We start from the raw sequence: 12,294 nt of genomic DNA, 5'->3' as shown, positions 1-12,294 counted from the left end.
TCTCGAAGACGTGCACGTCAGCACCCCGGCGCGCCAGATGCAGGGCCGCCGACAGACCGGTCAGCCCTGCACCGATGACCGCCACGCCGACACGCCCGCCGATCTCGGTCCCGGACCGGTCCGGTCCCTGAGGAGCGGTGTCCAGCCAGTAAGGGGTGAACTTCATATCGCTGCTCTCTCCTGCCAGTGCCGTCAGCCGCTAGGGGTGTCGGAAGCTGCTCGCTGCTGCGCTCAGACCATAACACTCTTGGTTCCAGTTCCAACCTGAAACAATAAATTTTGGTGTTGCGCTCCGGCGATCAGAGGGTGGTGGGTGCCGTGAAGGCGGCGATCCGGAGGCTCCGGATCCGTGTATAGCGGCTCAATCCAGACGCCGGCCTGGCGCACGGCCAGCGTCTCGTGCGCAAGAGATGCCCCTGTATGCCCTAGGGCAGGGACGGAAAGGCGCTGATCGCGAGTGGTACGCTCGCGCCATGCGGTCAAGTCGCCCTGTATCAGGGGTGATCAGCCTGACGTCACTCCGTTGCGACGGCTGACCGCACCGGGGTCCACCGTCTGATCGATGCTCGCTGCGACCATCAGTTCGCCATCGACCCCCAGCCCCTCCGGTCCGCGCCATGGCGCGGCGATGCCGTATGGAGTGCTGCCGGGACCCTTCGGAGTGCATGACAGATGAGCCGAGAACCGTCCGGCGCAGCGGAAGACGAGGGAGAGGGCCGTGAGGACGCCCTCGACCGCCCCCGGGGCACGGCGGCGGACGGACGCGAGCGACTTCGCGTCACCCCACCGAAGCCCGTGATCATCACACCCAGGCCGGTCCCGGCAGGACCGGCGTACCGGGCTCGCTATGGTCATCACGTGACCTCTAACCCCACTCCCCGCGACTACAACAAGGCGTCGGTGCTCGACGTGGTCCTCTCCCACGCGCCCCTGACACGGAACCAGCTGATCGAGCTGACGGGCCTGAGCAAGGCCACCGTGTCCAGGGCGGTGGAGGAACTCCGGGCCGACGGCTTCGTCGTCGACGGCGGGATGGACGAGGTCACCGGACGTGGCCGCCGGTCCACTTATCTCGACCTGCCCGGCACGACCGGGCATGTCGCGGGCATCAGCTTCGGTGTGCAGACCACGGGTGTGCTGGTGACCGACCTCAGGGGCCGCGAGGTGCGGCACCTGGCCGTTCCCACCCCGGAACACCAGGAGGTCGAGGACGCCGCGCGCTGGCTGGTCGACCTGATCGCGCAGGCCGCCGAATCCGCGCAGGGTCCTCTGCGTCAGATCGTCGCCGCGGTTCCCGGCCGGGTCCGGGGCGGCACGGAGATCTTCGGCCCCGCGGAGTCGATGAAGATCTTCGAGGGCTCCCACCTCCACCGGGCCATCGAGGAACGTGTCGACGCTCCCGTGCTCCTCGACAGCGATGCCAACGCGGCCCTGCTCGGGATCCTCACGAACGACGCCAGCATCACCAACGCCGTGCTTTTCAGCGTCAGCACGATACTGAACTTCGCCAGCTGCACGGATCACGAGCTCGCCCGAGGGAGCACGCCCACCTTCGGAGACATCGGGGTGCTGTCGTCCGGGGTGGGCGACCAGATCCTCGACGAGCTGCTGAGCACCAGGGGGCTCCTGCGCTTCGCCCGGCAGCGGGGGCTGGAGCTCGGGCGCGTCGAGGACCTCTGGCTGGAGTCGCATCCCGAGGCTCCGCGCGCCGAGGTGCTCGAGGCGTTCACCACGGCGATCGTGACCGCGGTGAGCGTGGTCGCCGTGACGCTGGACCCCGAGTCGGTCTACTTCGTGGGCCGGCTGCGTCCCCTCGTCGACGAGGTGCTGCCGGAGGTGCGGGGCCGGCTCGACCGGAGCCTGCCGAGCGCTCCCGAGATCAGGGCGGTGGAGCATCTGATCGGTCTGTCGACGGCGCAAGGCGCGGTGTACGCGTGCCTGACGATGGCTCAGGAGCGGCTGCGGGACGCCGTACTCGGGGCGCGGCGCCAGAACCAGCCCGCCGAGCAGTCGGCCCCCGCGTTCTGAGCCGAACCGGACCGGGCCCGTGGGCCGTCGGTGCCGGTGCCGGTGCCGGTGTCGATGCCGATGTCGACGCCGTCAGCCGGTCGCCCGGTCGGGCCACCGCATCGGGGCGGTGACCGGCTCGGAGACGCGTGTCGCCCGCTACCTTCGCGGCACCCCTGGAGATGGGTCAGCGCGGCGAGGCCGCGGGCCGTGTGTGTCTGCACCGAACCGGCGGAGATGCCCATCGCGGCGGCGATCTCGCCCTCCTGGAGTCCCAGCCGGTGCCGCAGCACGACGGCTCGAAGGCGCAGCTCTGGACGGCTCTCGGCAACGCCCCGCAGCGGTGGAGCCGTCAGTAGCCCAGCCGAACCGGGTGAGGATCAACTGCCCACGGTGCCGCGGAAATCGCGGAGGGAAACGGTCAGCAGCGGACGGTGCCGGGTGAGGAAGGGCAACGGCCCGTGGGCCTCGGCCGTGACGCGGCCACGCCCGAGGCCCGGCCGGCCACCGATCCGCATGGGCACTCGGCACACGGTGCCGTCGGACAGCCGCTGGACCAGCCGGCCGCGGGCGGGCACCCGGAAGGGCAGCCGCAGCACCTCGCGGTAGGAGAGACGCACAGGCGGAGTACCGGCGGCGGTCAGTTCCGCCCGGGCGCTCCGGCTGTCCGCGTGCAGCGTGAACGTGCCCGGCTCCTTCGGGATGCCCCACAGCGCACGCCCCCCGGCACGGGACTGTTCACTGTCGACCCACGCGGCCACGGCGGTGGCGGCGGGAGCGTGTCCGTGGCGCACGGCCAGGGCGACGAGGAACTCGCGGTAGGCGAGGACACCGCCGGGCCGGTAGTCGACCCAGAAGGTGAGCAGGGTGGCGCGGCGCCGCACGATCCAGGGCCGGGCTCCCGGGGGAAGAGGCCACGACGGCAGATCGCCCGGGGGGACGCGCCACAGCGAGACGATCATGTCGCCGGTGAGGCGCCACGGGGACGGGGGAAAGGGGACGGCTGGTCGTTCCACGGCGTGATGACCGGCTTCCTCGGCTCGGAGTCGTACGGCCGATTGTCCCACCGGTACGTCCGGCCCGGACCCTCGGCGCGCAGCCGGGGGCCGGGCCGGTGCGGGTCAGCGGTCCTTGGCCAGTGCGACGAGCTCGGCGAACAGTCCGCCGGCGTTGACGAGGTCCTCGTAGGTCCCCTGCTCGACGACGCGGCCCTTGTCCATGACGAGGACGCGGTCGGCGAGGCGGGTGTTCTCCAGCTGGTGGGTGACGACGATCGTCATGCGCTCGGCGGCGATCCTCTTGATCTCCAGGAAGATGGCGTGTTCGCCGCGGGCGTCCATCTGCGAGGTGGGCTCGTCCAGGATGAGCAGCGGTGTCCGGCGGTACAGGGCGCGCCCGCACACCAGGCGCTGCCACTGCCCGCCGGAGATTTCGGCCCCTCCCCACAACTCCTTGGCGAGCAGGGTGTCGAGCTGCCGGGGGAGCTTCTCGATCGCCTCGCGCATGCCGACGGCGTCGACCACGTCCCACACCGGCCCGTCGTCGAGCGTCTTCGGCTGCCCGAGCGTGATGTTCTCGCGGGCGCGCAGGGGCCAGCAGGCGAAGTTCTGCGGCACGAGCGCGGTCCGTTTCCACACGGCGTCGGGGTCGGCCCGGGCGAGGTCGACGCCGTCCCACAGCACGCGTCCCTTGTCGGGCAGGAGGATTCCGGTGATGAGCTTGGCGAGGGTGGACTTGCCCGAACCGTTCTCCCCGACGATCGCCAGGATCTCACCCCGGCGCAGCGTCAAGGAGACCCCCGCGACGGCCGGTTCGTCCTTGCCCGGGTACCGGTGGACGACCTCGTCGAGGCGGATCTCCTCGACGCGTTCGGGGATGGTCGCCGCGCCGCGCCGCGGGGCGCGCTCGGCGGCCATGTCGAGGAAGGCCCGCATGTCGGCCAGATAGAGCGAGGTGTGGAACAGCGCGGCGCCGTGGACGACGAACTGGCCGAGCGCGGCGAGGGTGGTCTGCACGGCGACGACGGCCGTGGCGGCGACGGGCAGGGCGACCCGGCCCTCGGCGGCCAGCCAGGCGAGGGTGGCCCAGGTGCACAGCAGGAACACCCCGCCCAGGGCGCTGGTGCTCAGCTCGATGCGCAGCAGACGCGGGGCGGCGGTGAGCGTGCGCCGGTCGATGCGGTCGGACAGGGCGCGGTACCAGTAGATGAGGTAGCCGGTCATGCCGTTGGCGCGGACCTCGTCACCGAACCTGGAGTACGTGGCCCACCAGCGCATCATGGAACGCACGTTGCGGTCACCCACGTTGAGGTAGTGGGTCTCGTAGTCGACGCGCGCGGACAGCACGGCTCCGGCGCCGGCCGGCAGGACGGCCAGGAGCAGCAGGGGCAGCATCAACGGGTGCAGTGCCGTGATGACTCCGCTCGCCGCGACCATGCGGATCAGGGCGGACATGAACCGCTGGGCGTCCTGCACCATCAACCGGGTGCGGGTGACGCCGACTTCGGCGGCTTCCTGCCGGTCGGCGAAGCCGTCCTCGCCGTAGGCGGAGTACTCCACCCGGCACACGGCGGCGACCAGGGCGATGTCCGCCTCGGTCGTCAGCAGGGGAGTGACGCGGCCGTCGGCGTAGGAGGCCAGGGCGCCGCTGATCCGGCCGACGGCCGCGGCCGCCGTCACCACGACGAGGGCGGGCAGCGCACCGTGCAGGCGTTCGGCGACGGTGCCGCCGCCGAGGATGTGCGTCATGGCCCGCGCGGTGAACGTGAGCACGAGCGCCGCCGCGACGCCGGTGAGGAGCTGGCTCGCGAGGAGCAGGACGACGCCGGTCCGGTCGACGGCCCACGCCATCCGGACGGTGTGCCCGAGGACCGAGGGGAGGCGGCGGCACATCGCACCGAAACCCGCGTCCGCCAGCGGGTTCTTGCCGTACGTCCCGCTGAACGTGATCGTCGCGGGTGGGGGAGGGGGTGGAGCGTTCTCGTCGGCGGTCGAGGCGTCGGTCGTCGTCACCTGGGGCCCTCCTGCGGATCCGTGCCGGGCCGGGACGGCTCGGCGGTGCACGGCCTAACGACGCGGCGGTCGAATCGAACGCACTCGATTCCGGACGTGCGGGAGCCCTTGCCGCACAAGGGGTCGACCGGGGCGGTTCGTTGCTGAGGCGGCTCCCGCACGGGCCGGATTGGCCGAATCGCGGAGGCGGGAAACGCATGTGACCCGTGGGATCGGGCGCCTCGAGAACCCCTTCGCCCGAAAAATCCTTTTTTGTCGTTTTGTACCGGCAGGGGTGGTTAACCGAGGAGGGTGCGTGCGGGACGGACGCCGGAGCACGAGGGCCGGCGACGAGCCCCCGGCACCCGGCCGGTCACGCCGAGACGCGTGAGCCGACGGCGGACGCCGTCGCCGCGGGCGATCCGGTTCCTGACGAGAAGCACATCCACGGGCGGTGCCTGAGGGAGAGGACCCATGAGCGAGATGGCGAACGCGAGCACCGAACGTGCTCGGCAGGCCGGTCAGACGGCCAAGCAGGAGGCCTCGGCCACGGCCGGTCAGGCCAGGGAAGGCGCGAGTGAGGTCGTCGGAACGGCCACCGAGCAGGCCAAGGCCGTCACCGGTGAGGCCAGGGCCCAGGCCGGCGCGATGGCGGGTGACCTGCGATCCAGGGTCACCGAGGAGGCCGAGAGCCAGGCGCGCCGCGGAGCGCAGGTGATGCGGGAATGGGCGGACGACCTGTCCGGTCTCGCGCAGAAGGCCGACACGGACTCACCGGCCAAGAAGCTCGTGGTGCAGGCGGCCGACCGCGGTCACCGTGCCGCCGACTACCTGGACTCACGGGGCGTGGGCGGCCTGGTCGGCGACCTCCAGGACTTCGCGCGCCGCCGTCCCGGCGCCTTCCTCGGCGGGGCGGTGCTGGCCGGGTTCGCCGTCGGACGGCTGGCCAAGGCCGGCTCCAAGACGAACGGCTCCGGCCCTTCGGCACAGTCGAACGGCTCCGGCCCGCAGGCCCTGCCCGAGGAGGCGGCTGTGCCGGAGCTGCCGGGCTACGGGGAGGCGTGAGATGTCATCGCTCGCGCCCCACGCCCCGGAACGGCACGCCCCCGCTCACCGCGGGCAGGAGGACGGCTCCGTGGGAGAGCTGCTGTCGACGGTGGCGTCGGACCTGCAACTGCTGCTGCGTCAGGAGGCGGAGCTGGCCAAGGCCGAGATCCGGGAAGAGGCCACCAAGGCGGGCAAGGCCGCCGGCATGTTCGGCGGCGCCGGGTTCGCCGGCTACATGGTGGCCGTCTTCCTGACACTGGCCGCGATGTTCGGCCTGGCCAACGTGATGGACCTGGGATGGGCCGCGCTGATCGTCACCGCCGTGTGGGCGGTGATCGGGCTGGTCCTCTACCGCCGGGGACGGGCGCAGATGCGCACCGTGTCCCCGAAGCCGGAACAGACCATGCAGACGCTGAAGGAGGACATGCAATGGGCACGGCACCCGACCAGATAAGGGCCGACATCGAAACCACGCGGGAGAGACTGTCCGAGGATGTCTCCCGGCTGGCCGACCGCGCCCGCCCCCGGCGGATGGTACGGCGTCGCACGCGGCGCGTCCGCGGCGCACTGCACGGAGCGCGGGAGCGCGTGATGGGCAGCGCCTCGGAGATCACCGGGCAGACCGCCGACCGCACCCAGCGGGCCGCCCGGTCGGTGCAGGACACCACCGGCCAGGCCGCCGACACCGCTCGGCAGGCCGCCGAGCAGGCGGGTCAGGCCGCCCGTCAGGCCCCGGAACAGGCGATGCGGCAGACACAGGGCAACCCCCTGGCGGCCGGCCTGATCGCCTTCGGCGCGGGACTGCTGACCGCCACGCTGCTGCCCACCTCGCAGGCCGAGGAGAAGGCCGCGGAACGGGCCGGACAGGCCGTCGAGCCGGTGAAACAAGCCGCACTCGAGTCCGCGCAGCAACTCAAGGAGGACGCCACCGAGGCCGGCCGCAAGGCCGCACAGGAGGTCAAGGACACCGCCTCCGAAGCCGCCCGTACCACCAAGGAACAGGCACAGGAGCAAGCCGGGCAGGTCACCGACCAGGCCCGCCGATCCGCCCAGACCGCGGCCGGGGAAGCACGCGGGCAGACCCGTGACACCGGACCGTAAACACCCCCCAGCCCGACTGGTCAGCCGTCCTCGGACGCCGGCGCGGCCCCTCGCAACCCACTGTCTCCGGAGGCGATTGCAATGACGTCACCCAGTTCCGGGTCGACCATGGAGAACCACCCCGACATCCTCGACATGCGCCAGCGCCACGAGATGGCCGAGCGCGCCACCACGACGTCCCGGGCGCAGATGATCGAGACACTGGCCCTGCTCACGGGCCTCTACCTCGCCGCATCCCCGTGGATCGTCGGCTTCAACGGCGGCGGGTTCACCCGGCTGGCCGTCACCAACCTGATCACGGGCATCGGCTACGCCCTGCTGATGAGCGGCGGCTTCGGCCGGGCCTACGACCGCACGCACAGCATGGCGTGGGCCGCGTGCGCCCTGGGCGTCTGGACGATCGTCGCGCCCTGGGTGGTCGCGGGCAATGTCGACACCACCCGCACCGTCGTCAACAACATCATCACGGGCATCGTCGCCCTGCTGCTCGCCCTCGCCGCCAGCGCAGCAGCGTCCATGCGCTCCGACCGGAACGCACAGAGCGGCACGTACGCGGGTGGATACGGCGGCGCGAACCGCTGATCCGCTGATCCACCGGCCCGGTCGGCCCACAGGAAGACCGGAGCCGTCACACAGAAACAGGCAGGAGAAGCATGATTACCCGAGAGCAGATTCCCACCGTGCTGGACCACCCCGTCCACGACGCGAGGGGCGACAAGATCGGCGACGCCCGGCACGTCTTCTTCGACGACGTCACCGGCGAGCCCGAGTGGGTCAGCGTACGGACCGGCATGTTCGGCACCAGCGAGTCCTTCGTGCCCATCCACGACGCGTCCGTCGTGGAGGACCACCTCGAGGTCCCGTTCGCCAAGGACCAGGTCAAGGACGCGCCCAACGTCGACGTCGACTCCGGCGGCCACCTGTCCGAGCAGGAGGAACAACGCCTGTACGAGCACTACGGCATCGACTGGGACGCCGCCTGGCAGGACACCGGTCATGCCGGAACCGGCCAGGTCACCGGCACCGCGGCTTCCGCCCCGGGTGCCGAGGACGCCATGACGCGGTCCGAGGAGGAGATGCACGTCGGTGTCGAACGCCGTGAGGCCGGCCGGGCGCGGCTGCGCAAGTACGTCGTCACCGAAGAGCAGCAGTACACCGTCCCCGTACGTCACGAGGAGGTCCGCGTCGAGCGTGAGCCGATCACGGAAAGCAACCGGGACAGGGCGATGGCCGGCCCGGACATCACCGAGGCCGAGCACGACGTGACCCTGTACGAAGAACAGCCTGTCGTGGAGACCAGGGCGGTACCGAAGGAGCGGGTCCGCCTGTCCACCGAAGAAGTCACCGAGGAGGAGACCGTCACCGGCCAGGTCCGCAAGGAACGCATAGAGACCGAGGGAACCGACGAGTCCGGCGACCAGCGGCGCCGCCCCTGATCCCCGGCGGGCGTCCGGGAGGGAGGACCGGGGGTCCTCCCTCCCGCCGTCGTGTCATCGCCTGGCCAGTGCCAGCACGCTCAGGCCGAACATCAGCACTCCCAGGGGCAGATGGACCGAGGGCACGTGTGCGATGCCGAGCACGACCTGGGCCGAGGCCAGCACGAGGAAACCGCACGCGTGCCACACCGGCCGGGGCGAGCCGCCACCCGGCTTCCACGCCAGAACCGCCGCGAGCAGGTACAGCATCGACGCCCCGTACATCACCCGCGCTCCGGCGCTGTGCAGGGTCTCTCCGTAAGGCGACGTCAGCAGCAGTCCGGCGGAGACCGCCTGGAGGAAGATGGTCAGGGTCTGTAGCGCGATGGCGATCCGCAGGAAGGCGGAGCCGCGCCGTGCGTGTGCCGTCACCGTCACGTCAGTGGCCATGTCACAGTCCCCTTTTCCCGCCCTCGGGGCGGTGGATCGATAAGGTCTCACCGGTCCGACGAGGCGGGCCCGCGAAAGGTAAGGCGAGGGGGCCGGACGCATGGGAACTGCCGGGGAGGGGACCGACCGGATAACGGGCGAGCGACGGCAACTGATCAATGTGGCGTACCGGTTGCTCGGTTCGGTGACCGAGGCCGAGGACGCCGTGCAGGAGGCCTACACCCGCTGGTACGCGCTGCCGAGGAGCCGGCGGGAGGAGATCGTCTCCCCGGGCGCCTGGCTGACGACGGTGACCAGCCGCGTCTGCCTCGATCTGCTCGGCTCGGCCCGGGCACGCCGTGAACGCTATGTCGGGGCATGGCTGCCCGAGCCGCTGCCCGACCGCGCCGAAGCGGGAACCGCGGGCGGCGCCACCCCCACCGGCCCCGCCGATCCCGCCGACCAGATCGTCCAGGACGAGTCGGTGGCCGTGGCCTTCCTCGTCGTACTGGACGCGATGACGCCCGCCGAGCGGGTGGCGTTCGTCCTGCACGACGTCTTCCGGTACCCGTTCGCCGAGATCGCCGGTGTCCTCGGACGAACTCCCGCGGCCTGCAAGCAACTTGCGGCCTCGGCCCGGCGGCCGGTGAACGCGTCGCGCTCCGGGGCGGCGGGGGCCGGCCGGGCCGATGTGGTGCGGCACGTCAAAGAGGCGTGGGAGAACAAGGACATCGCGGCCCTCGTCGGTCTCCTCGACCCGGCCGTCGTGATGACCGCCGACGGGGGCGGCCTGGTCGGTGCCGTCCTGCGGCCGGTCGAGGGCGGGAGGCGCATCGCCCAGTACATGGTCGCCATCGCCGACAAGGCGCCGGGGCTCGAACTCGTGGAATGTTCGGTCAACGGTGCGCCGGGCCTGGTGGCCCGGCGTGCCGGCGTCGTCATGACCGTGGCCTCGTTCGAGGTCTCCGACGGCCGCGTCACCCGGATCTGGGCCGTCCGCAACCCCGAGAAGCTAAGGCCGTGGGGTGGACAACAAGCCCCCGACGGCTACCACTTGGGATTCCACGGGCCGATCTCGACGTAGAGCGGAGTACCGAGCACGAGCCTGCCTTCGGTGCGGATGCCCGGGTAGCGGGGGTCGACGTGGGGCGGGCAGACGTAGAGCGCCCTTGCCAGACCACTGAGTCGCAGCCGTACCAGATCGCGGTTGAGTCTCCCGACCACTCGCCTGACGCCCCTCACGACCGACGTGGTGTCGTCGACCGGTTGACCTCCCCCTTCTTCCTGGGCGATCTCCTCGAACAGCCAACTGAGATTCGACGTACAGCGGGTCGGCTCGCCGAGCTGGGCGGTCAGGTGGCCCGCAGAGCCGCACAGCACCAGGCCACCGGCCTGTAGATCGAGCTGGACGGGGTGAAAGAGCGCAAGGTCGGGGAGGCCCGAGGTGACGACGCAGGCCGTCCCACAGGACATCTCATGATCGAAGAAGAACCACTGCCCAGGGCTGAGTGACGGGTCGGTCGACGCTTTGGCCTCTTTGCGCAGGCGCTTGGCGACGCGTGGCAGCTTGGCCAAGGTGTCCGGGCCCGGTCCGGGCCCGGAGGGTCCTGCCAGGCGCAATCGGGCGCCGGGGAGGGAGAACTCCACCTCGCCACCGGACACCGGCAGTCCACGCGAGGGGAGGTGAAAAGACTCCAGCTTGGTACGGGACACGTAGAGCAGTTCTCTCATGTCCGGCTCAACGTGCGAGATGCCCTGACGGAGGGTTCGGAACCGGCCATGTCGATGTGGGATGTGGTGATGCCGGTGGTGCGAGGTGAGGCACGTGCCGCTGGTGAGAAGGCGCTGGCTGGGTGGCCGTTGTGTGGTTTTTCGCGTCGCATCCTGCTCGCTTGCTTACGACCGCGTTCACCTCCGCCCGCTTGACTGCACATTCATTTGGAAAATGCCAAAGCGTTCACCTGCGCCGAGCACATTCCGTAGTGTCGTGCTCACGTTCGCGGGAACGGCCGTGCAGGGGGAGGGGATTCGGCGTGCCCGGAATCGACGAGAGTCTGCTGGAGGCCATGCGGCTGCCAGGTGCACGAGGGGCGTCGGTGGTCGACTGGATCAGTGGTCTGGCCCTGGGGGCGGTGGGTGACGCACCAGGGGGCGACGCGGAGGCGACGGCTGCGGAGACCGCGGAGCTCGCCCGCCTCGCCACCGAGAGCGGCGCCCTCGCCCTCACCGGTGGCGGCGGGGCGTCCGACGGCGAACCGGGCGGAGAGTCCGGCAAGGAACCCCCCGTAGAGGACCTGATCATCACCAACGCCGACTCGTACCACCTGCTCAGGTTCGTCACCACGACCTTCGACAGCACGGTGTTCGTGCACTTGTGGCTCGACCGCGGCGAAGGGAACCTGGCCCTGGCTCGCATCAGGCTGGCCGAGATGGCGGACCGGCTGGTGCTGGGATGACCACCTCGATACGGACCCCGCGCTCGGACGAACCGGCCTCGGCCCGGCTCGGCACCCTCGCCGCGCAGGGCGCGACCGGCGCCCTGTCCACCGAGTCGGGGATCGTCTACCTCGCGGCGGGACACATCGTCCACGTCGAATCCGCCGTCACACCCGACCTCGGCGACCTGCTCACCCACAGCGGTGCGCTCGCCCCGGACGGCTGGTGGGAGGCGATCGACCGGGCCGGCCGCCGCTGCCGGGTCGGACGGCAGCTCGTCGACAGCGGCCACCTCGCCGCCGGCGCGCTGGAGCTGTGCCACCTGGGCGCCCTGTTCGACGCGGCGTACTTCGTCCTCTCCCACGACGGACCGGCCCTGCGGTTCCGGCCCGGAGCCGCACACTGGCTCGGCGCGGTCCGTTCCGTACCGGTGGACACCGTCCTGCGCGAGTCCAGACGCCGCCGCGAACTGCTGCACCGCATATGGCCCGAGCCCGCCGTCGACCGCGCGCCCCTCGCCCGGGTGCCCGGACCGGACGCGGCCGACCTGCCGGCCCGCCGCAGCCGCACGCTCGCCCAGGTGAACGGTGTCCGCACCGCGGCCCAGATCGCCACGGCCCTGGCCTGCCGCACCTTCCACACCCTCGTCGAACTCCGGCGTCTCGCCGCCGCCGGACTGGTGACCCCCGTAGCCCCCCTCGTCCCCGCCTCCGCCTCAGCCCCGGCGTCCGCCCCGGCCACCGCGTCCGCGGAGCCGGGCCCCGCCCTTCGTCCGACGGCACCGGACGAGCCCGACACCGCACTGCTGCGACGGCTCCTGCACGCCTTGGAGGCACTGTGATCCGCGCGCGAAGACAGCGTGCCGAAAG

14 protein-coding genes and 1 pseudogene are annotated in these 12,294 nt (G+C 71.2%); 9 read left to right on the top strand and 6 right to left on the bottom strand.

Annotation, left to right across the window (positions count from 1 at the left end):
• The coding region (locus AB0I06_RS17850) for an FAD-dependent oxidoreductase (protein ID WP_363119755.1) at positions 1 to 166 on the bottom strand (166 nt) is incomplete at its 3' end.
• Positions 167 to 858: 692 nt separating this feature from the next.
• Between AB0I06_RS17850 and AB0I06_RS17845 the strand changes: the two genes are divergently transcribed.
• The gene (locus AB0I06_RS17845) at positions 859 to 2,028 is read left to right on the top strand and encodes an ROK family transcriptional regulator (RefSeq protein ID WP_363119738.1); all 1,170 of its coding nucleotides are present in this window, start codon (positions 859 to 861) and stop codon (positions 2,026 to 2,028) included.
• A 164-nt stretch (positions 2,029 to 2,192) separates the two neighbouring features.
• Here AB0I06_RS17845 and AB0I06_RS17840 read toward each other — a convergent pair.
• The 3 genes and pseudogenes from AB0I06_RS17840 to AB0I06_RS17830 form a co-directional block, all read right to left on the bottom strand.
• Positions 2,193 to 2,306: pseudogene (locus tag AB0I06_RS17840) on the bottom strand (sigma factor-like helix-turn-helix DNA-binding protein); the annotation flags it as partial.
• Positions 2,307 to 2,387: 81 nt separating this feature from the next.
• Positions 2,388 to 3,023: an acetoacetate decarboxylase family protein gene (locus AB0I06_RS17835; RefSeq protein WP_363119737.1), complete on the bottom strand. Its 636-nt coding sequence runs from the start codon at positions 3,021 to 3,023 to the stop codon at positions 2,388 to 2,390.
• Positions 3,024 to 3,128: 105 nt separating this feature from the next.
• The gene (locus tag AB0I06_RS17830) at positions 3,129 to 5,018 is read right to left on the bottom strand and encodes an ATP-binding cassette domain-containing protein (protein WP_363119736.1); all 1,890 of its coding nucleotides are present in this window, start codon (positions 5,016 to 5,018) and stop codon (positions 3,129 to 3,131) included.
• 453 nt (positions 5,019 to 5,471) lie between these two features.
• Here AB0I06_RS17830 and AB0I06_RS17825 point away from each other — a divergent pair, with 453 nt between their 5' ends.
• The 5 genes from AB0I06_RS17825 to AB0I06_RS17805 all read left to right on the top strand — a co-directional run bounded on the left by AB0I06_RS17825 (position 5,472) and on the right by AB0I06_RS17805 (position 8,581).
• Positions 5,472 to 6,062 (top strand): hypothetical protein, encoded by a 591-nt coding sequence (locus tag AB0I06_RS17825; protein ID WP_363119735.1) that lies wholly within the window; start codon positions 5,472 to 5,474, stop codon positions 6,060 to 6,062.
• A 1-nt stretch (position 6,063) separates the two neighbouring features.
• Entirely contained in the window at positions 6,064 to 6,498 is a 435-nt protein-coding gene (locus AB0I06_RS17820; protein ID WP_363119734.1) for a phage holin family protein, read from the top strand.
• Positions 6,474 to 7,145: a DUF3618 domain-containing protein gene (locus AB0I06_RS17815; RefSeq protein ID WP_363119733.1), complete on the top strand. Its 672-nt coding sequence runs from the start codon at positions 6,474 to 6,476 to the stop codon at positions 7,143 to 7,145. Before AB0I06_RS17820 ends, AB0I06_RS17815 begins: the two co-directional genes overlap by 25 nt.
• An 81-nt stretch (positions 7,146 to 7,226) precedes the next feature.
• Positions 7,227 to 7,727, top strand: coding sequence for an SPW repeat protein (locus AB0I06_RS17810; RefSeq protein WP_363119732.1), 501 nt, complete (start codon positions 7,227 to 7,229; stop codon positions 7,725 to 7,727).
• Between the two features lie 71 nt (positions 7,728 to 7,798).
• On the top strand, positions 7,799 to 8,581 hold the full coding sequence (locus AB0I06_RS17805; protein WP_363119731.1) for a PRC and DUF2382 domain-containing protein: 783 nt from the start codon (positions 7,799 to 7,801) through the stop codon (positions 8,579 to 8,581).
• 54 nt (positions 8,582 to 8,635) lie between these two features.
• On the opposite strand, the gene AB0I06_RS17800 is transcribed toward AB0I06_RS17805, so the two are convergent.
• Positions 8,636 to 9,010 carry a hypothetical protein gene (locus AB0I06_RS17800; protein WP_363119730.1) on the bottom strand — a complete coding sequence of 125 codons (375 nt, stop codon included), beginning with the start codon at positions 9,008 to 9,010 and terminating at the stop codon, positions 8,636 to 8,638.
• A gap of 100 nt (positions 9,011 to 9,110) precedes the next feature.
• On the opposite strand from AB0I06_RS17800, the gene sigJ reads away from it, so the two are divergent.
• On the top strand, positions 9,111 to 10,073 hold the full coding sequence (sigJ, locus tag AB0I06_RS17795) for an RNA polymerase sigma factor SigJ (protein WP_363119729.1): 963 nt from the start codon (positions 9,111 to 9,113) through the stop codon (positions 10,071 to 10,073).
• On the opposite strand, the gene AB0I06_RS17790 is transcribed toward sigJ, so the two are convergent.
• Complete coding sequence (locus AB0I06_RS17790) at positions 10,037 to 10,720, bottom strand: SAVMC3_10250 family protein (RefSeq protein WP_363119728.1); 684 nt, start codon at positions 10,718 to 10,720, stop codon at positions 10,037 to 10,039. The genes sigJ and AB0I06_RS17790 overlap by 37 nt on opposite strands.
• Before the next feature lie 302 nt (positions 10,721 to 11,022).
• Here AB0I06_RS17790 and AB0I06_RS17785 point away from each other — a divergent pair, with 302 nt between their 5' ends.
• The gene (locus tag AB0I06_RS17785) at positions 11,023 to 11,445 is read left to right on the top strand and encodes a hypothetical protein (RefSeq protein WP_363119727.1); all 423 of its coding nucleotides are present in this window, start codon (positions 11,023 to 11,025) and stop codon (positions 11,443 to 11,445) included.
• Positions 11,442 to 12,266 (top strand): hypothetical protein, encoded by an 825-nt coding sequence (locus AB0I06_RS17780; protein ID WP_363119726.1) that lies wholly within the window; start codon positions 11,442 to 11,444, stop codon positions 12,264 to 12,266. Before AB0I06_RS17785 ends, AB0I06_RS17780 begins: the two co-directional genes overlap by 4 nt.
• Positions 12,267 to 12,294 lie beyond the last annotated feature (28 nt).

It is taken from the genome of Streptomyces sp. NPDC050674 (genome assembly GCF_040654575.1).
Classification (GTDB): Bacteria; Actinomycetota; Actinomycetes; order Streptomycetales; family Streptomycetaceae; genus Streptomyces.
The sequence above is the reverse complement of the archived record's forward strand: the minus strand, read 5'-3'. Positions and strand labels throughout refer to the sequence as shown.